The 19,211-nt window shown below is 70.4% G+C and carries 17 protein-coding genes; 4 read left to right on the top strand and 13 right to left on the bottom strand.

Annotated features, from left to right (window positions below; all coding sequences use genetic code 11):
* Nucleotides 1–21 precede the first annotated feature (21 nt).
* On the top strand, nucleotides 22–828 hold the full coding sequence (locus tag QJS33_RS04925) for an ABC transporter ATP-binding protein (RefSeq protein ID WP_306366649.1): 807 nt from the start codon (nucleotides 22–24) through the stop codon (nucleotides 826–828).
* Here the strand turns inward: QJS33_RS04925 and QJS33_RS04920 are convergent.
* The 12 genes from QJS33_RS04920 to QJS33_RS04865 all read right to left on the bottom strand — a co-directional run bounded on the left by QJS33_RS04920 (nucleotide 800) and on the right by QJS33_RS04865 (nucleotide 14,026).
* Entirely contained in the window at nucleotides 800–1,363 is a 564-nt protein-coding gene (locus tag QJS33_RS04920; protein ID WP_306366648.1) for a hypothetical protein, read from the bottom strand. The two genes, QJS33_RS04925 and QJS33_RS04920, sit on opposite strands and share 29 nt — an antisense overlap.
* A gap of 112 nt (nucleotides 1,364–1,475) precedes the next feature.
* Complete coding sequence (locus tag QJS33_RS04915) at nucleotides 1,476–2,711, bottom strand: zeta toxin family protein (protein WP_306366647.1); 1,236 nt, start codon at nucleotides 2,709–2,711, stop codon at nucleotides 1,476–1,478.
* A 17-nt stretch (nucleotides 2,712–2,728) separates the two neighbouring features.
* Nucleotides 2,729–3,001 (bottom strand): hypothetical protein, encoded by a 273-nt coding sequence (locus tag QJS33_RS04910; protein ID WP_306366646.1) that lies wholly within the window; start codon nucleotides 2,999–3,001, stop codon nucleotides 2,729–2,731.
* Nucleotides 3,002–3,012: 11 nt separating this feature from the next.
* A complete protein-coding gene (locus tag QJS33_RS04905; RefSeq protein WP_306366645.1) occupies nucleotides 3,013–4,023 on the bottom strand; it encodes a hypothetical protein in 1,011 nt (336 codons plus the stop codon).
* Nucleotides 4,024–4,178: 155 nt separating this feature from the next.
* Nucleotides 4,179–5,558, bottom strand: a complete 1,380-nt coding sequence (locus tag QJS33_RS04900) for a type IV secretory system conjugative DNA transfer family protein (protein WP_306366644.1) — start codon at nucleotides 5,556–5,558, stop codon at nucleotides 4,179–4,181.
* 4 nt (nucleotides 5,559–5,562) lie between these two features.
* Entirely contained in the window at nucleotides 5,563–6,879 is a 1,317-nt protein-coding gene (locus tag QJS33_RS04895; RefSeq protein ID WP_306366643.1) for a M48 family metalloprotease, read from the bottom strand.
* Nucleotides 6,876–7,364, bottom strand: coding sequence for a DUF4913 domain-containing protein (locus tag QJS33_RS04890; protein ID WP_306366642.1), 489 nt, complete (start codon nucleotides 7,362–7,364; stop codon nucleotides 6,876–6,878). The genes QJS33_RS04895 and QJS33_RS04890 overlap by 4 nt, the downstream gene beginning before the upstream one ends.
* A gap of 815 nt (nucleotides 7,365–8,179) precedes the next feature.
* Nucleotides 8,180–8,976, bottom strand: a protein-coding gene (locus tag QJS33_RS04885) for an IS5 family transposase (RefSeq protein WP_306366722.1) whose coding sequence is annotated in 2 segments (ribosomal slippage) — nucleotides 8,180–8,640 and nucleotides 8,640–8,976 — 798 coding nt in all. Because the reading frame shifts where the segments join, the coding sequence is not laid out codon by codon here.
* A gap of 134 nt (nucleotides 8,977–9,110) precedes the next feature.
* On the bottom strand, nucleotides 9,111–9,881 hold the full coding sequence (locus QJS33_RS04880; protein ID WP_306366641.1) for a hypothetical protein: 771 nt from the start codon (nucleotides 9,879–9,881) through the stop codon (nucleotides 9,111–9,113).
* Complete coding sequence (locus QJS33_RS04875; RefSeq protein ID WP_306366640.1) at nucleotides 9,874–11,049, bottom strand: bifunctional lysozyme/C40 family peptidase; 1,176 nt, start codon at nucleotides 11,047–11,049, stop codon at nucleotides 9,874–9,876. The genes QJS33_RS04880 and QJS33_RS04875 overlap by 8 nt, the downstream gene beginning before the upstream one ends.
* Before the next feature lie 4 nt (nucleotides 11,050–11,053).
* Nucleotides 11,054–11,719 carry a hypothetical protein gene (locus QJS33_RS04870; RefSeq protein WP_306366639.1) on the bottom strand — a complete coding sequence of 222 codons (666 nt, stop codon included), beginning with the start codon at nucleotides 11,717–11,719 and terminating at the stop codon, nucleotides 11,054–11,056.
* A 36-nt stretch (nucleotides 11,720–11,755) separates the two neighbouring features.
* On the bottom strand, nucleotides 11,756–14,026 hold the full coding sequence (locus tag QJS33_RS04865) for a type IV secretion system protein (RefSeq protein WP_306366638.1): 2,271 nt from the start codon (nucleotides 14,024–14,026) through the stop codon (nucleotides 11,756–11,758).
* 847 nt (nucleotides 14,027–14,873) lie between these two features.
* Here QJS33_RS04865 and QJS33_RS04860 point away from each other — a divergent pair.
* Complete coding sequence (locus tag QJS33_RS04860; protein WP_306366637.1) at nucleotides 14,874–15,647, top strand: hypothetical protein; 774 nt, start codon at nucleotides 14,874–14,876, stop codon at nucleotides 15,645–15,647.
* A 303-nt stretch (nucleotides 15,648–15,950) separates the two neighbouring features.
* Here the strand turns inward: QJS33_RS04860 and QJS33_RS04855 are convergent, their stop codons facing one another.
* The gene (locus QJS33_RS04855) at nucleotides 15,951–16,727 is read right to left on the bottom strand and encodes an SDR family oxidoreductase (RefSeq protein ID WP_306366636.1); all 777 of its coding nucleotides are present in this window, start codon (nucleotides 16,725–16,727) and stop codon (nucleotides 15,951–15,953) included.
* A gap of 91 nt (nucleotides 16,728–16,818) precedes the next feature.
* On the opposite strand from QJS33_RS04855, the gene QJS33_RS04850 reads away from it, so the two are divergent.
* Together QJS33_RS04850 and QJS33_RS04845 are read left to right on the top strand one after the other, a co-directional pair.
* The gene (locus tag QJS33_RS04850; RefSeq protein ID WP_306366635.1) at nucleotides 16,819–17,745 is read left to right on the top strand and encodes a sigma-70 family RNA polymerase sigma factor; all 927 of its coding nucleotides are present in this window, start codon (nucleotides 16,819–16,821) and stop codon (nucleotides 17,743–17,745) included.
* Nucleotides 17,746–18,329: 584 nt separating this feature from the next.
* A partial coding sequence (locus QJS33_RS04845) for a serine/threonine-protein kinase (RefSeq protein WP_306366634.1) occupies nucleotides 18,330–19,211 on the top strand: 882 nt, incomplete at its 3' end.

The following is a 19,211-nucleotide window of genomic DNA, read 5'->3' as shown; positions in this document are numbered from 1 at the left end:
GAGATGACGGGAACAACGGGGATGACAGGGACCACGGGAACACCCGAAACGCACAAAGGCCACCCCGCGCTGGAATGCCGCGGGCTGACCAAGACCTACCACTCCACCGAGCCGCCGACCAAGGTCCTCAACGGAATCGACCTGAGCGTGGGCAAGGGCGAGTTCCTGGCGGTGATGGGGGCGTCGGGTTCGGGCAAGTCGACGCTGCTGTACAGCATCAGCGGCATGGACCGGCCCACGGACGGGAGCGTGCGCCTGGAGGGGCGGGACCTGACCTCGCTGGACGACGCGGAGATGAGCCGCGTCCGGCTGACGCGGATGGGGTTCGTCTTCCAGCAGGCGTACTTCCTGGAGAACCTGAACATCCGGGACAACATCCTGCTGCCCGCCCTCAAGGCGGTGCCCCGCGGCGACCGGGCGGGGCGGGACGCCGCGGTCGCCCGGGTGGACGCGCTCATGGAGCGGTTCGGGATCGCGCACGTGCGGCGGCACGGCATCACGGAGGTGTCGGGCGGGCAGTTGCAGCGGGCCTCGATCTGCCGGGCACTGGCGTGCGGGCCGTCGGTGCTGTTCGCCGACGAGCCGACGGGGGCGCTGAACAGCGCCATGTCGACCGAGGTCATGGACGCGCTCACCGACGTGCACCGGGAGGGCGCGACCCTCGTCATGGTCACGCACGCCCCGGCCTGTGCCGCCCGCGCCGACCGGGTGATCTACCTCCGCGACGGCGCCGTGGTGGAGTCCCGCCACCTGGGCCCGTGGAGCGCCGAGACGGCGCAGCGGCGCGAGGACGACCTGCTCACCTGGCTCCGGGGGCTGGGTTTCTAGGGCTTGGGGGCATGTCCCCGGCGCACCACCGCGCGCCGGGGACGACGCCCTGGTCGGCGACGTCCCGGCGGACGGCGTCCGCGAAGCGGACGACCGCCGCCGCCAGGACCGGGAGTGGCAGGGGTCTCGACCAGGCGCCGGGGTCGAAGGCCGAGCCGACCCGCCACCCCTGCGGGGAACGCCGCACCAGGACCGCGCCGGGTTCGGCGCAGGAGAGGGAGTGGAACACGCACTCGCCGGGGTCGTCGGGGGTGTCGGGGCCACCAGGGTCGTCAGGGTCGTCGGGGCGGTCGGAGGTGGCGGGGCCGGAGACGGCGGTGGCGGCGGCCGAGCCATGGTGCAGCCAGGCGACCAGGGTGTCCGCGAGTTCGGCGACGGGGAAGGCATCCTCGGCGAAGAGCGGGCGCCCGTCACCGTCCCGGACGACCAGGTCGGCCTCGATGTCGAGGAGCAGCACGGCCCGGGGCGCGGTCCCCGGCCGGTAGCCGCGCCGGGACAGGTCGGCGGCGCCGAGGTTCCGGTGGGAGAACTCCATGGCCGCGGTGGCCTCCTACGGATCGTCGCCCGCGGTACCGGGATACGGTCGGGTCCGGCCCCTGTACCGGCTTCCGGGGCGCCGGGGGCAGAGCGGTGCCCCTCGCCGCTGTTCAAAGCCCGGGCTCTGGACCGTCACGTTGGAGGTCCTCTCTGTCCGGCTGCCGCTGCCCGGTTCTTCCCATCTCCGTTCCTGCTTCCGGGGCCGTCGGCGTCCGCGCGGAGTCACGGGATGGGCCGCGCAGCACACGCATCTCCTCGCGGACCCCGTTCTCGATACCGACGCGGTCCGCGGAAAGCTTGGACCGGCGGTCCCGTTCACGTTCGAGTCCGGCGTCGAGACGGTCGGCGGCCACACGGGTGTCACTCGCCGAGAAGACATCCGGGGAAGCGGGGAGCAGGTCGCTCGGCGTCCCCTCGGCGGACGAGTCCAGGAGGTACCCGTGGAAGCGCTGGTCGGCCCGGTGCCGCAGCCTCTGGCGGCTGTCCTCCGGGTCCGGCCAGGCCTGGTCGGCGACCGTGCCGGCGTCCGTGTGGAGTTTCTCGAAGGTCGGCCGGGTGACGGGACCGAACTCACCGCGTTCGACGAGGGCCGCGGTGTACTCGTTGCGCCGCACCAGCCACTCCCGGGCGCCGTCCCGCTCCAGGGGCCGTTCCCGGACGGAGAGGAGGGTCTCCGCCGCTCCGGTGGGTCCGGCCCAGTCGCCTTCCGGGGTGCGGGTGTTGGTGAACAGGTCCTCACCGGACCTGTCGGTGATGGTGATGCGGTGGACGTGGGGGTTGTCCTCGGCGGCCCGAACGGTGTGCGGGGCCATCCGGTAACCGAGATCGTGTGCGGTGGCGGGGGTCCACCGGTTGGTGTCATCGCCGGGGCCGAGGTAACGGCTGACCGTGTCCATGCGGCTGACCCGCTCGTTGACGGCGAGGGCGACCAGGTGCACCCGGTATCCGGATTCGGCGAACTCGCGGGCGGTGTCCATGGTCATCTCAGGGTCCCGGAAGGTGCCTTCGAGAAGGAGGCTGTAGCGGTTGTCCCGGGCGTGGTCGATGCTCATCTTCACCCAGGCGCCCGAAGCCCGGGCGGTGGCGTTGGGCATCTCCAAGGGGTTCTGTTCCATCAGGTCGTCATAGGCGGAATGGAACTGCCGCAGCCTGTCACCGGTGAGAGGGACGACGTCAGGGTTCTCCCGGATGATCGCGGTCTGGGCCCGGGATTTTCCGGCGGCGGGTTGGGCTCCCAACAGGACGAGAACAGGGGTGTCATCGGGAGCGCGGCTCGGCGTGTATCCGTCGAAGACGTAGGACCGAACCTCGGCACGGAAGATGCTCTCCAGTTGTTCCTGCTCCAAGCGGTAAGGCGACACGGTCACCTGCCCTGTAGCCGAGCGACCTCGGCACGCCACTCTTCGATGTGGGCGATGAGGGCTTCCCGATCGTCAGGGTCGACCGACCTTTCCAGGTCTCGAAGCTCCATGACCTCGGCCCACCACCGTCGGCGTTCGTCCTCGGTGGAGGCCTTACGGGAGAGGGCAACATATTTACCGCTCAGCCGGGTGGCGGTGTCCACGAAGATGTCGTACAGAACGGTGATGGAGGCGGTAGCGTAGAAGCGCTCCTCCTGAGGAGTCATATCATTCATTTCGTTCCTTTCTAGGGCCGCCAGAGTGCGGCGCCGTCGGAATCGACGCTCACGGTACCGGCAACAGTGATATCGACAACGGCCTCTTCGGCGGCCTCATCATCGGTGTAGGCGTAAAACCAGCTGGCATCTGCCGCACCGGGCGTGATGGTCCGTACTTCCAGCGGCTCGCCGTGCAGACCGCTCTCAGCGGGGACGACGGTGATCTCGGGATACTCGGCAAGGGCCCAGGTGACCTCACGGACCGATCGGTAAACGGCGCGGTCCACCCGCAGGGGGCATCCCGACGGCGAGAGCGTGGCGGCGGCGTTGGCGTCGGCCACGCAGGTGTCCAGGTGCCCGGCCACCTGCTCGGCGATCTCCTGCCGTAGGTTCTCGCGAACCTGGAGCTCGGCGGGGTCGACGGTGATCTCGACACGGGAATCGGCACCGGGCACGGTCACCTCCCCGAGCGGGGCGGAAGAAACGAACAGTTCCTCGTCGCCGGAGGTGCTCAAGGTGTAAATCCCCGGAAGCACCGGAATCGCAACCGTGGTGCTTATTCGGGCGGGAGCGGTTGTGGGCACATCGGCTCCGGCGACCATGACGTGATCCACATGAGCACTGGCGATCACGAGTTCACCGGGCAGATCACCCGGATCCGTTATCTCCCACGATCGGATCCACCCCGTGGGCTCACGTTGAACGCGCACGAAAGCGGTGTGGGTGGTCCCACCGATGCGGTAGGCGATGTGCACGGTGGCCGCGTTGCGGTTGGGACGCCGGGTATCGGGATCGTTCCGGCCGTACGTGACGCCGGTGGTCCTCAGGTCCTCGGGCGGGGTGTAGCCCTCCGCAAGCAGGAGGGGGTCGGTATCGATGTGGCCCGCGAGGGCACCGGCGTCAGCGTCGGCGATCCGGTCCAGCAGCGCGTCGACGGGATCGGTCGGGTCGGTGACCCGCCCCTGAACGACGCGCAGTCCCACTCCGGCCAGGACGAGGACGGACACCGCGACGGCCCCGATCAGGAGGAGGCGCCGCAATCGCGGCCTCCTCGGTCCGGCCGGCGTCGGAGCGGGTGGAGCAGGAGCCTCGGTCCCGCCGTGGAGAGCGGCCCCGCAGGCGCGGCAGAACCGGGCCTCGGCCCGCACGGCACGGGCACGGCAGCGGGGGCATGTGGGCAATACGTCGGCGGCGGTCATGAACGCTCGGGGGTGTATCCGCGCACCCGTTGGTAGGCGGGTACGAGGTGGGCGGGACGGGTCTCCACGTGCAGGGGCGGCGAGGACTGCCACCACAGCCAGGCATGGCCGGGGGGCATCTGCTGGAGAACGTCCAAGGGCATGACCGGCCGGTAGGCGCCGCCGATCGAGTGCGGTCCGAACTGGTCGGGGCTGCCCAGGCGCAGACGGTCGGGCAGGCCTGTGGCCGGGTCGACCCCGGTGCCGTGGTGGGTGATCTCGGGTATGTGACTCTCTCCCGCCCAGGAGGAGATGTTGCGCAGGTCGGCTTCGGAGGACAACCCCCCGTAGGTGATCTTGGCGGTGGTGGAGGTCAGGATCCCTTGGGCTCGCTCGACGCCGTACCGGGCACGCAGGTAGGCCAGGGACTGGGTGGACCACAGGGTGATGATGCCGCGGCCACCGCCTTCGGAGACCAGGGTCGGCAGGGAGTCGAGTGGAGCGATGTTGGCGACCTCGTCCAGGGCCAGCAGCAGCGGCCGGGGAAGACGTCCTCCGGCGCGGGCCGCGCGTTCGGCGGCGCGTTGGGCGATGGCGTCGACCAGGGCGACGATGAGCGGGGCGATCGCTTCCTGGATATGGCCGGGGCCCACGATGAACAACGTGGAATCGGTGTCGAGGAAGGCGTCGATGTCCAGGTCGACCGCCGAGCACGAGTCGAGTACCCGGGGTTCGGCGGTGGCTTCCAGGCAACCGCGTGCGACGGAGTAGAAGGATCCGCGTTCCCGGTCGCCGAGCAGGGGCAGGCTTTCGAGGTCGTCCGCCCACGCTTCGGTTCCGCGGTGGGAACGGATGAGGTCGGCCGGGAACCGTACGTCCTGGCGGGCGATCCATCGCCGCACCTGGGCCAGGGGCTCACCGGCCAGAGCGGCGGCATGGAAGAGTCCGCGGAGGATGAGCGCCGCACCGGATCGCCAATGGTCGGCGTCGGTCACACCACCGGCCGCGGTGGCGGTCATGGCCTGGACGCGTCGGTAGCAGACCCCGGAGTCGGCGCAGTCGGCCAGGGGAGACCACCGCATGGTCCCCAGGCCCTCGGTGAGGAGCGGGTCGTACAGGTGGACGCGGCCGCCGGGGCGTGCCATGTGGCGGCGCCGGTCGCCCGTGGCGCGCAGGAGGTCTCCGCGGGTGGAGGTGCACACGACCGGACCGTCCCAGTGGAGCAGGCTCGGGATGATGAGGCCGGCGGTCTTGCCGTAGCGGGGCGGCCCGATGACGCCGACCGAGTCCGAGGCACTGGACCAGACACGTCGGTGGCCGTCGTTCGGGTCACGCCCGAGGAAGACCCGTTGCCGGGGTTCGAGGTCTTCGGCGGGCAGCGGGGGGAAGGGGTGCATCCGCTCAGTCCTTGTCGGGAACGTGATGGGGCAGGTCGGGGCGAGGGATGGTCCGGGCCGCGGACAGGGCTCCGGGCAAGGGGTGCTCTCGTCCGGGCCGCTCAAGGCGTTCCAGCCGGAGTTCGGTGGGCGGATGGGTGGCGAGCATGGTGGCGTCCCAACCGGTGCGCGCGCCGTCGAAGGTCTGACGCAACCGGGACAGGGCACGGTGGAGCCCGTCGGCGTACCCGGCGGCCGCGGCCGCGGCGTCGGCGGCGTACTCGCAGTCACGCCAGTAGCGGGCGTGCAGCGGTACGACCAGGCCGTGCATGGTGGCGTTGACGCTCCACAGCACGATCCACACGAGGATTCGCAGGGGTCCCCACCTGGTGGCCTCGTGGACCTTCACGGTGAAGTTGTAGGCGAGGTAGAGCGGAAGGGCGAGGCCCTTCCCCCAGGCCATGACGGTGGCGTCACCGCGGTGCCAGTGGGCGAGCTCGTGGGCGAGGACCGCCTCGACGGTCTCGGTGTCGTGGCGTAGAAACTCCAACAGCCCCTGGTCGATGACGATGTGACGGGTGAACGCCGTGGCGTTGGGGGTGTGCCGGTCGTCCATGAGCAGCACCGGCAGGTCGTCCGCGGGAATGCCCATGCGCTGAGCCGCCTGACGCAATAGGGGGAGCAGCCAGGCGGCCTCACGGCGGCTGAGGCGGCGTGCCCCCGCCAGGCGCAGGCGCCATGCCTCGGTGTGGATGGAATACGTGGTGTACAGGGCGCCGACGGCCGCCGCGGTCAGGAGCTGGCCGAGGAGGACCGCCAGGGGCCAGAGCGGATCCGCGGTGTAGAGCAGTTCCCAGGGGGTGGCCAGGGTGAGCCATGCCATGGTGAGAGCGCCCGCGGCGATACCGACGAGGGCGCCTATGACGCCGCCGATCTGGATGGCGGCGGTGGGCAGCAGGTCGCTCAGGTCCACGGGCATCGGCACCAGAACGCTCCACAGGGTGGAGACCCGGGTGAGAGCGCCCGGACCTCCCATACCTCCGGAGAAGAGGCCGACGATACCCCCGAAGACGCCTCCGACCGCGGCCATGAGCAGCACCAGCGGAAGGTTGAACCAGGCGGCGATCGCCCCGACGAGGCCGCCGGCCCGGTTGTGACGGAGCACGGCGCGCAACTGCCGGCCGGTGCGGCGGGAGGCCCTGGCCGCCCGGTCCCGGTATCGGGACCGGGACCGGGGATCCGGTGGGAAGGTGACGGGGGTGGCGCAGGCCGGGCAGAGGGTGGCCCCGGCCAAGGGGGTACCGCATTCGTCGCAGAAGGCGGCCGCGGCCTGAAGGGTCACCGGCCCTCCCGATGGGGCGGCTCGGTGGCGGGATCCCGGTCGGCGGTCCACCACCGCAGGTAGGCTGCGACGTCCTCCGCCGCGGGCCGTGGCAGGTCGGCGGGACGGGGGTCATGGCGCACGCTGGTGCACTGGGCCAGCAGCCGCGCGAGTCGCTGCTCGACATGCGGAAGGTACCGCTGCGACCAGTCCAGGGCCCAGGTCAGGGCGGACGCCTCGTCGAGTGCGGACCGGTACGCCTGATGCCAGGCGGCCTGGGCGTCCAACAGGCTTTGAACCGCGGCGGGGTGCCGGTACCAGCACGGCCGGAGGAGATCGGCCGCGGGCTCGTGAACGAGAACATCGCCCATCCACGCGCGCAGCCGGGTCAACGCGTGGTGGGCCTGATCCGCGTCGAAGTCGACCCAGGCGCGTTCCGGGGAGGGCGTCTCTTCCGGGAAGCCGGAAAAGAACACCGGCGAGGAATGGGGGGTGTCATCACTCACGGCCCCAGCGTGGCCGCATCATGACAAAAATGTCAAAGGCGCTGATCAGGACCTTGGATTCCAGGAAAGGCCGGCATCAGCCTCAAATGAGACATTCCCGCTTCTGTCCGGCCGACCTGGCGGAGACGGGCGATGAAGGCACGGAAGGCCTGGTCCAGGAATATGCGCGGGCCTCCGGGAGCCGGCGAGGGCATGTCGGGGATGTCGCTCTTCCCGGGCACGTTCCCGTTGGGCCGACCGGAACGTGCGGCCCACCGGGTTCGACGTCGGCTCCGGCGGGGTTCTCGTCATTCCGCAGGCTCGCGGGGGCGGGCGACAAGTGTCGTCCTGCGTGCGTTCGGGACGGGGTGGGGGCGCGCGCGGTGATGCGGGTGTGGTGGAGGTCCATCCAGGGCGGGAGTTCGCCGTGGGCGGGGCGGCGGGCGACGCGGGCATTGTCCGGCATCTGCGTGAAGAGGCGCTGCTCACGGGTGGGCGGGCGGCGGGCCTTGACGCGGATACGGGTGAAGCGGCGGCCCCGGGGAGCGGACAGGACGGCGCGCATCCCGGGGGCGGCCGACGGGTGGGCGCTCACCGGGAGGCGTCCCGGGCCGGGCGGTGAGGGCCTCCTGGGCGGGGGGATGGACTCGCCCCGGACCGCGGTGCCCGACCCCGCGCAGAACGGGAAGTCCACCGCGGCGCCCGGGACCCCCAACAGGCGGCCAGGGCGTCGATGAGGAGGAGCCTGCGACGGGGTCGTGGTGGACGTCCGCCACCTGGGTCCGTGTAGGGCAGCACCATGTCGGCGGAACCTCGGCTCCCCCTTAGAGCTCATCTCATTTGGTGAGTCTGCGGTAGCAAATGAGTGTGCAGGCGATGCCCGCGAAGGCTAGGAAGTGGTCGGCCTTGCGCTCGTAGCGGCGGTGCAGGCGACGGCATCCGGCCAGCCAGGCCATGGTGCGCTCGACCTGCCACCGGTGCCTGCCCAGCCGCTGCGAGGACTCCACACCCCGGCGGGCCAGGCGGTGCACGATCCCCCGGCGCCGGAGCCAGCGGCGCAGGTGGGCGTAGTCGTAGCCCTTGTCACCGTGCAGCTTGCCCGGTTTGCGCCGCCGGGGTCCGCGGCGGGAGCGGATCGGCGGGATCCCCTCCACCAGGGGTTGCAGCGCTTGGCTGTCGTGGGTGTTGGCCCCCGAGATCGCCATGGACAGGGGCAACCCCCGCCGGTCGGTGATCAGGTGGATCTTCGACCCCTTCTTGCCCCGGTCGACAGGATTCGGACCCGTCAGGTCCCCCCTTTGAGGGCCCGCATGTTCACCGAGTCGATCGCGCACCGCGACCAGTCCAGCTCACCGCGAGAACCCAGCTCGTCCAGGACCAGGCGGTGGAGCTTGGCCCAGACCCGAGCTTGGGTCCACTCGGTGAAGCGCCGGTGCGCGGTGGGCCCGGAGGGGCCGAACACCGGCGGGAGCTGGGCCCAGGTGCACCCGGACGTGGCCACGAAGATGATCGCGGCCAGCACTTGGCGGTCGCCGTGTCTGCGCCGACCGCCGCCTTGCGGTCGGGTGGGCGCCTCGGGCACCACCCGCTGGAACAGTTCCCACAGCTCGTCCGGCACCAGCCGTTCCACCATCGACACTCGGCTAGGTTACCGAGAACCCAAATGAGATGAGCTCTTACATCCACCCTAGAGATCGGGTGAAAGGGAAGGAAGTCGCCCGCCCCCAACCTGTGGATAACCCGACCGACCCACCACTTCCGCGCTGATCACTCCGGGATCAGAAGAAAGAAGCGATTATGCAGCCTCTCCACTACATCTTCAGCCTGGCGCGTGAAGTCATTTTTCGGCACAACACCTGAATTGGCGTCGGAGACATCACCCGCGAAGTCAAACGTATAGACAGCGCTTCGCGTACGCAAGATGACCAAGTAACGACTCTCCCCTGCTTCACCCACCCCATAGAACGCTCGGGATTCTTCTGCCCAGGAAGGATCATCAACCTCAGAAGATCCGGAGTTCACCCGCTCGGCTTCTGACACCTCGCTCACAAAGATCTGAGCCGCCTGCTCATCACGGTCCACATTCGGATCAAACACGATGGCTTGGTAGGAGAAATTCATATCCCATCGAGCAGACTCAGAGTTAATCCCGTATGAAGGCGATATCACAAACGAGCATTCCCCGGCAACCTCTCGCCGATCACCCAGTTGGAATCCCTCAGCCTGAGCATCGTCCATGTCCACGCTGCTGAGAGTCTCTTCGATCGTCACATCAGAGATCAACGGAAAGTAGTTCTCGCAAACGTTGAGATCGCCCGGCGGCAGCTCGTCTCTGGGCGCCCCTGTCTGCTCCACTCCGGCGACCTGTCCCTCTTCCTCTGTCACCCCCGCCGACGTGGCACGAAGGAAGGAACCGGCGATAAGCGCAAGAACACCGAAGACACCGAAGGCCGCCAACGACCCGCAGCCGAAAACCGCGATTGCGGCCTTCCACCCGTGCAGCCCCTGCTTCTTGGGTGGTGCCTTCTCATCAACCACGGCTATCCTGCGCCTCCAGCTGGGCCTTCACATCGGGGTGTTCGAGCGGACGGGTGAAACCCACGATGTCCGACCGATTGGGGTCATCGTACTCGCGCACCGCGATCGGTCCACAGTTGGTACACCAGGCCTCCACCATCAGGCCGTCGCCGATCACCATTCCCATATGTCCAGGCCCCGGCGGTTCCCCTGCCCGGGTCACATCAAAGAACACCAGGTCACCCGGCTGTTCTTCACCTGCGGGAATCTCCGGACCGAAACTCCACTGGTCCTGCGACACTCGCGGAACCGTGACGCCGATGCTCTCGTACGCCTTCATCGTGAGGCCCGAACAGTCGAACCCGTCCGGTCCGGTCCCACCCCAGATGTACGGTTTCCCGCGCTGTGCCAGCGCCCAGTCGACCACGGCCTGCGTCAACTCATCCGGAGCCCGACCGATCGGCACCCCGTCCTCATCCAGCTCGCAGAGCACCGCGGTCCGGATGGGGTCCGAGGTGTTGTAGTCGCCCTCCGCGTACCGGTCCGCCCACTCCAGCACGTCGTCCACGTACCACCAGGCGTGGTTATAGCCGAAGATCGCCTGTCGCATGTCGTCCTGGATACCGTGCGCGATCAGATAATCGGCGGCGGCCGGAATGGCATCGGCGGGGTCGTAGACATTGACGATCCCATCGCCGTTGCCGTCCACTCCGTACCCGCTCTCCGGACGGTCCTCCACCGGCTGGATCGGCTCGCCGCCCCAGCTGTTCCCGGCGGCGGAACCGTCCAGCGAACCGAACTGCATCGGACCGGCCGCACCCCAGTCGTTGTGCCCCTCCGTGATCCCGGGGCCGTCCCACCTGCCGTGGTGGGACTCCACCTGGCCGACCCCGGCAAGGACGTTCCACGGGATCCCCCGGTCCTCCCCCACCTCCTGGTACAGCTCCAGGTAGTTCTCCGGGATCGAGTCCATCGCGTACCCGCTCGCCCCCGGCTGCTCCGCATCGGCGTTCGGAGCGCACACCAGCCCGTTCGCCATGAGGCTCGCCAGCTGACTTCCGGTACCGGTGATCACCGGGATGACGAACATCGCCACCATGACCAGCAGCGCCACCCCGACCGCGATCCCGCCCCCGAGCCACCAACGGACCGAACCCCGGTCCCCGGAAGCGCCGAAATAGGAGAGCATCGGATCACTCCTCCCCGAACTGCCCGGCGTCGGCGGGCTGGAAGTCGAAGACCCTCCACGTCCGCCCCTCCTGGACCACGGTGATCGCGAACTCCCCGAGTTCTTCGTCGAACTCACGGTTCGCGGTCTCGGTGATGGACTGCGCCGTCACCACGAAGGTGATCGAGCTGTCCCCGAACGTACGGATGGACTCCACCTCGGCACGTCCTTCGGCGATCGCCTCGGCCTCCGCCATCTCCGCCCAGAAGGCCCCGGCCCTGGAGGACTCCGCCAGCACGTCGGCGTACTCATCGGTCGCCAGCGCACGCATCGAGTCGTAGTAGGCCTCGGGGGACCCGGTGTAATCGATCGTTCCGTAGGCCTCGGCGAACGCCTTCGCCGTCGTCCCCGCGACCCTCAGTTCCTCTTCCTGGAAGGGGAACCACTCCAGCACGTCCACATCGCCCTCCGCCGTGGTCGGCAACGGGCTGGGCTCCATACTCGACAAACCATTGGGGGCCCCGGCGCTACCGCCGTTCTCCCCCTGCGAGACCTCCGGTTCGACCGGTGCCTCTTCGGTCCCGCCACCTCCGAAGCCGCCCGTGCTGAAGTACACCCCGGCCCCGACCAGCACGACGATGAGTCCGATGAACACGAACCTCTGGGCACGCTCGGGGAGGGGGCTGGGCATCGTCAGGGGCCTTTGTCGTCGTCGGGCGGGGGAGGATCAGTCGTCGTTCAGCCAGAAGGGCACGTCGCGCTTCCAGTCCCTGCGGGGAGAGTTGGAGCTCTCCCCCCAGAAGGGGGTGATGGGAGCATTGTCGTTGCTCTTGCCGGAACCACTCAACCAGCCGCCCTCACCGTCGCCGCGCCGACGCTCCGGAGCCGCCGGTGCCGGACGGCTCGGACGCTGCGGAGCCTGGCGTTCCCGCCGCTCGCGCGGCGCGCCCCAACGGGACCCCCGGGCATCGGGGTTGCCCCTCGGCGGGGTGTCCTCACGGGCATCGAAGATGCCCCGGCCGGTGCTGGGCTCCGGCCGTTCCGCACTCGCCGCACGGCTGAACCCGGCCGCGGGCGCGGATCCACCGTCGTCCCGCTGCTCGGAACGCCCACCGGAGGCGGTACCGAACACCGAAGCCCATCCGGTGTCACCGGCACCGGTGTAGCCACCGCTGGGCCGCGGCGGGATCGCCCCGCTGCGCCCGCCCAGGCTCGGTGCCTCATCGGCGGTACGCCGGGATCCGGCAGGGCGCGTACCGCCGTCCTGACGGCTGACGTTGAGCGGCGGTGGGGCCTCGTTGCCCCGGACCCGGCCGTAGCCACCTGTTCCTCGTACACGGGTCGGTTCCGCGGTTTCTCCCACGGTCTCCTCCGCACCCCTGAGGTCGGCCGTCGCACCGGTACCGGCCGGGATACCGGCAGCGGCCCCGGCGATGGCGGCGCTGTTGCGGCGCCCCCAGTTCTGCGCCTTGAGGTAGGCCACCGGTGGCAGGACCGTCGCGCTCTTCGAGAGGACCTGGCTGTTCACTGCATCCCCGACGACCCGGGAGGTGAAGGAGTTCGCGTTGACCGAGGAGAAGAGGTAGGCGAAGGGCTTGCGGTAGATGAAGAGCGCCAGCGTGAACAGGGCCAGCAGGATCATCTGGAGGCCCCAGCCCAGGCTGGTGGACATGACCATGCCGTAGCACATGACCAGCAAGGAGATCAGAAGCACGACGAAGATCTGCTTGAGCAGGAACCCCACCATCAGCTCGACCCACCGCAGCAGCACCATCCGCCCGTAACCGGGATGGATACCGATGAGCAGGAAAATCGGTGACAACAGGAACAGCACCAGGAAAGCGATCTTCAGGACGATGAGAGCGACCGATCCGGCGAGGATCAGGCCTCCGGCGAAGATCGATGCGAACAGAGCCAAGGTCGCGACACCCAGCCTGCTGCCTTGGTCCTGACCCGAGAAGAGCGGGTAGGCACTCGGATAGGTGGACTGGATATCCGACGCCACCTCTTGGTAGGCCTCCTGCTTTTCCTCCACCAAGGTCGTGGCGTCCAGCTCACCGTCACGAATCTGCTGCTGCTCGATACGACTGACTCCCTGGGCTGCGATCAGATCCATGGCATGGTCGATAGAGGCATCCTCAGCGATATCCCCATTCCCGAACTGCCCCGCCACCCACGGCTGGCAGACCAGGCTCGACCACAGCATGTCCGCGTTCCGCCGCACCTGGAAGTCCGACTCCGACTCCCACTCAGCCCTCTCCGGAGCGTCCGCCCCCGGCGGACAGGTCCCCGACCCGCCCCCGTAGGGAATCTGCCCAACCGTGCTCGTCACCAGCTGGCTGCCCGAATTCACCAGGCTGCTCGCCAACCCCATGACCTGTGCCGGGTTGACCATGATCCACAGCCCCAGCGCGGTCGCCCCGACCATCCAGACCGTCGATTCGATGGTGAGCGTCATCCGCTTCCGGATGAGCCCGTACCACCCGAGCCAGATCGCGCCCAGGATCACGACCGTGGGGATCAGCGGCCGCCAGATCCCCTCCCGGAGGGTGACCACGACGTTCTCGACCAGGTCGTTGAAACTGGCGAGCAGCCCGTCGGAGGTCGCCGCCTGGTAGACGGTGATGGTCGACTGGTTGATGGTCTTGGACAGGTCCCAGGCCGTGTTCGCCAGGGTGGCCTGCGGCCCGTTGGTGATCCCGTCGACGCACGACTCGGTGATCATGTGCCACTGCTGCCCGGCCGTCCCGTACTGGCCGTACATGCTGGCGTCGGGCGGCAGGCCGTCGGGGGCGCCCTCGATGGCCGACTGGGACTGGGGCGGCACCAGCAGACCGTCGGAGCCGCTGCCCGCGGACTCCGGCAGCGGCGCCGGTTCGCCCGGGCACAGCGGGTTGGCCTGGGCCGAGGTGAGCGGCAGCACCAAAAAACCGACCAGCATGAGGAACGTCATCAGGAGGCGTCGCCATCCCCGCCGTCGGACGTGCTGATCCGTCATCTGCTGGCTCCTGCGTCGTCGGTCGGTGCCCTGGGGTCATGATGGCGGACAACCGTGAGGCCCGGTGCCCTCCCGATGGTCGTCGCACGCCCTCCCACCGGGTGCGCGCGAGCGCACACCGGTGTGCGGCCGTGTGCGACCACAAGGCCCCCGGTTGTCTTTACCCCATCCTCTATGGTGCTCCATCACCGGGTTCGCGTACGGGTACAACGCGATGCGTTTTCGGGTTCTCTATCCGGCCACACCCGAACCGGGGGTGACAAAGGGTTCACATATCAACGTTTCCGCAGGTAGCGGACATCATCGGCCTTGCACAAGCCCAAGAAAACTCCCATCCACAATTACCCCTCCAACCCCTCTCTATGATCGGCGTCACATCGTCACCCGCGTCCAAAAGTGGACACTCGACGGGCAATCGGGCTGGTACGCGGTGCCGATCCCGGCTTCTGCGGAAACCGCAGTCGGGTTTGTCGCAGGACCGAAAAGAAGTTCTCCTGAGAGGTCAGCGCAACCGGGGCACCACGCATCACACCCACAGCGTCAGCGCATCCCGCCCCACGGCACCCGCCATCCCCGTACCGGCCCGCTCCCGGACCCCATCTCCGAAGAGCCGGTGGAACTCCTGGACCAGGTGAGCCCGGCCGGAGCGGACGGCGTCGAGGCACTCGCCGAGGCCGGCACCCGCACCCTCGCGGAACCCCACCGCGCGGCCGGGGGTACAGGGATCCGCCCGCCCCGCCCTCCCTGCGCCGCCGGTCGACGCGGCGCGCCGCCCCGCCGCCGCCTCTCCCGCGGATGCCGGGTGTCGTTGCCCCCGCCGGGCTCCGCCGGGCCGGAGACTGGCCGCATGGTGGAGAACACGGACGTGGAGGACTCACGGCGGAGCGCCGCGCGCATCGTGGTCGCGGCGCTCGTGCTGGCGGTCCCGGTCGTCAAGCTGGCCTGGACGCTCGGCGGTGGCCCGGCGGCCCGTGAGGCCCTGTACGCCATGGGGCCGAGCAACATCATGGAAGTGGTGATCGACCTGTTCCTGGCGGAGCCGCTGCTGGCCGCGTCGCTGGCGGTCGTCGTCTCGCACATGAGCTACGCCTACTTCTCCGCCAGGGGCGGGGCCCTGCGGCACCTGAACTCCCCGGTCGCTCTCACCGTCGCCTCCGCCATGGTCGTGCCGGTGGCCGTTGGTGTGGTGGTGGGCGCGATCAACGGGCCGGTGTGGGGGCTGGCCACCTGCGTGCTCGCCGCCCTGCTGCGGCTGACGGTGTTCCTGGAGTACCGCACCGGCCGACGCTCACCGGAGAGCGGGAAACGCACGGGTGAGACCGTCGGGAGCCTCTGGCAGGGCGTCGCCGACACCGGGCGGGTCACCGCCCTGGCGCTGACCGTCGTCGTGCTGCCGCTGGTGGCGTTCGGCGTGGCGGTGAACGGCCACTCCTGGACGACGGTGATGTTCTGCGACGCCGACACGGGGGACGGTACCGAACGCGCCCGTGTGATCGAGCTGGGCCGGCAGGGGCACGGTGTCACCGGGTGGAGCCTGGACCACCACCAGGTCGTGGTGGGCGAGAACTGCCTGATCGACGAGGACGAGGTGATCCGCCCGCCCCTGTGGCAGGGCGGATGACGGGCGCGGCGACGGCCGTGCCGGAAAGCGGGGTGCTCCCGCCGCGGCACCGGCCGAGAGCCCTCGGCCGTGCTCGGGCGGCCCCCGTACCGGCAGGGGCGGGCGACCGCGAACACCCCGGAGGTCCCGGGCCCGCCCGCGCTCCCGTATCCGCGCCGCGGGAACATCTCCGGCCCATCTGAGCCCCCGTCCGCCCGCCGCCCCGCCCTCCTCGACCCGGTCGCGGCACGGCGGCGCCCGCCCCGCCCTCCCCCGCCGCCGGGCGGATCCTGTCCGCAGTGGAGCGGCGGCGCCCGGCCGGCCTCAACGGCGGGAGGACTCCGTCCCCGTCCGCTCCGCCAGGAACGCGGCCCAGGTGCGGGTGCCCCGGTCGGCGTCCGGGCCCGCCAGGTTCTCCCCCGCCCGGTACGCGCGCCCGGCCGCACCGGGGATGCGCAGCGGGATCGTCGGGCGCCGGACCCCCCGCGCCGCCAGATAGGTGCGCAGCAGGTCCGCCATCGGCAGCACCTCCGGTCCGGCCAGGTCCGCGACCCGGCCGGCGGGTCCGCCCGCCGCCAGGGCGGCGAGGCGTTCGGCGACGTCGCGGGCGTCCACCGGCTCCCAGCGCAGCCCGGGCACCGGGACCAGCGGAGATTTCGCCAGTGTCCGCACCGCCGCCAGCGCCAGGTCGTGGAACTGGGCGGCGCGCAGCACCGTCGAGGGGACCGTTGATTCCCGCACCGCCCGCTCCGCGCCCAGTTTCGCGCGGAAGTACCCCAGCGGGACCCGGTCGGCGGCGACCACCGAGATGAGCAGCAGGTGGCCCACTCCGGCGCGTTCGGCGGCCGCCACCAGGTTGCGGGTGGCGACGTCGTCGCCCTTGGGGCCGCCCGCCAGGTGCAGGACCGTGCCGATCCCTTCCAGGGCCGGGTCGATCCCCTCCCCGGTGCGCAGGTCGGCCCGCACGTGGACCAGGCCCCCGGGGGCGGGACGGGAGCCGCGGGTGAGCAGTCGGACCTCGTGGCCGGCGTCGCGCAGCAGCGGGACGACCAGGGAGCCGAGCGTTCCGGTGCCCCCGGTGACGAGAACGGGTGCGTTCATGGTGGAGTCTCCTCGGGTCGGTGTGCGGTGGGCTCGGGCCCACCGCCGGGTTCATTGACGTGACCCGGGCGGAGAGGGGAACGTGACCGGAATGCGCGAACTTTTTTCCGCGGCACGGCGGTTCGAGGAGCACCGGCCCCGGCTGCGGGCGGTCGCCCACCGGATGCTGGGGTCGGTGGGCGAGGCCGACGACGCCGTCCAGGAGACCTGGCTGCGGTTGGAACGCACCGGGATCGAGAACATCGACGACCTGGGCGGGTGGACGACGACGGTGACGGCGCGGGTGTGCCTGAACATGCTGCGCTCGCGCGAGCAGCGGCGCGAGGAACCCTTGGAGACCGGCGGCCCGTGGGGCGCGGAGCGGCTGCCGGACCCGGTGGTGGGGTCGGCGGCCGCGGACGACCCGGAGTCGGCGGCGCTGACCGCCGACTCGGTGGGGTGGGCGCTCATGGTGGTGGTCCAGGAACTGAACCCGTCGGAGCGGGTGGCGTTCGTGCTGCACGACCTGTTCGCCGTGCCGTACGCGGAGATCGGCCCGTTGGTGGAGCGCGGTGAGGACGCCGCCCGGCAGTTGGCCAGCCGGGCCCGGCGTCGGGTGCGCGAGCAGGGGTCGCGGGGCGCGGTCCCGGACGGGGATCCGGCCCGGCGGCGCCGGGTGGTGGACGCGTTCTTCGCCGCGGCACGTGAGGGGGACATCGACGGGCTGCTGTCGGTGCTGCACCCGGAGGTGGTGCTGCGCTCGGACGGCGGCGTGCGCGGTCGGTACACGACCCGGATCACGGGGGCGGCGGACGTGGCGGGGCAGGCGGTCACGTTCCACCGGTTCGCGCCGTTCGTGCACCCGGTGTCGGTCAACGGCGCCGAGGGTGTCGTGGTGACGGCGGGCGGCCGGGTGCTGTCGGTCATGGGGTTCGTGGTGGCGGGCGGGCGGATCACCGCCATCGACGTCCTGGCCGACCCGGACCGCTTGGCGGAGCTGGGGATCACTCCGGAGGCGCTGGGGATCCGGGAGGGGTAGGGGCCGGGGAGGAGGCGCCGGGGTCCGGGCCGCCGCCCGGGGAGGTGCTCGCCGGACCGGCCGTCCGGTACCCCGTGCCCGGCGCCGGGGAGGGGCGGCACCGGCCGGTGGCGCTGGTCGCGGCACGGGTGCGCCATCCGGCGGCCGGGCGGGGGTGGGCGGCGGCCGGATCGGCGAGACCACGGCCGTCCGAGAGGAGAGGGCGGCGAATCCGTTCCGGGGTCACCCCGCGTGAAGTTCCAGGGGGCGTTCGAGCGGGTTCCGGAAAGTGGGGGCGGTGCCGCCGAAAGGGGCGGGGACCGTGTCCCACCGAAGCTCTGAATAACCGCTGAACAGCAATGACTCCGCGTTCGACGACCGTTTCGAGCGGATCCGGCCGCCCCCTGGACGTGATGCGGCGACCGGGGCCCGACCGATGACCGTTATCGGTCACCTTCCGTCGTCCCCCGTGCGGGGAGAGAACGGGAGCTTACAGTGAGGGTATTTCGGAAAGTGTCGATGACCATCGGGAACGCCGGTGGAGGGTTCTTTCTCGGATAGATTGGCCTGCGCATCGTCCCCCGATTCAGAAGGGATGCGCCCCTATGTCCACCCCCCGTTCCTCCGTCGGCCGGTACGAGCTGCGCGAGCGGCTCGGTGCGGGCGGGATGGGAACGGTGTGGCATGCCTGGGACCCCGCCCTCCAGCGCGACGTCGCCGTCAAGGAGGTCGTCCTCCCCGACGGTATGAGCCCCGAGGACCACGACGAGGCGCGGGAGCGCACCCTGCGGGAGGCCCAGGCCACCGCGCGGATCAGGGACAACGCCGTGGTGACGGTCCACGACGTCCTGGAGCACGACGGCAGCCCGTGGATCGTGATGGAGCTGCTCAGCGGGCACTCGCTCCAGCAGCACCTGGACCGGGACGGCCCCATGCCGGTGGCCCGGGTGGAGGAGGCGGCCCGGTCGCTGCTGGGCGGGCTGAAGGCGGCGCACTCGGTCGGGGTCACCCACCGGGACGTCAAGCCCGCCAACATCATGCTCACCGAGGACGGCCGGACGGTGCTGACCGACTTCGGCATCGCGAACGTCGACGGGAGCACCGCGCTGACCCAGACCGGCGTGTACATCGGCTCGCCCGAGTACATGGCCCCGGAGCGGTTCGAGGGTGAGCGGGCGCTGCCCGCGTCCGACCTGTGGAGCCTGGGTGTCACCCTCTACGCGCTGTTGGAGGGGCGTTCGCCGTTCAAGCGGGAGAGCATCACCGGGATCATCAGCGCGGTGCTGACGGCTCCGATGCCGCCGCGGCAGGCGGTCCCCGGCCGGGTGGACGAGGTGGCGGCGGCCCCGCTGCGGGCGCTGATCGAGGCGCTGCTGAACCGGGACGCGGCCGCGCGGCCGACGGCGGCGCAGGCCATCGAGCTGCTGGACCGGGCCGGGGAGGACCGGGCCCGCGACGGGGGCACCACCCGGGTGACCGGGGTGCCC

This window comes from Nocardiopsis sp. CC223A (genome assembly GCF_030766825.1).
GTDB lineage: Bacteria > Actinomycetota > Actinomycetes > Streptosporangiales > Streptosporangiaceae > Nocardiopsis.
This window is presented reverse-complemented; position numbering and strand designations above follow the sequence as displayed.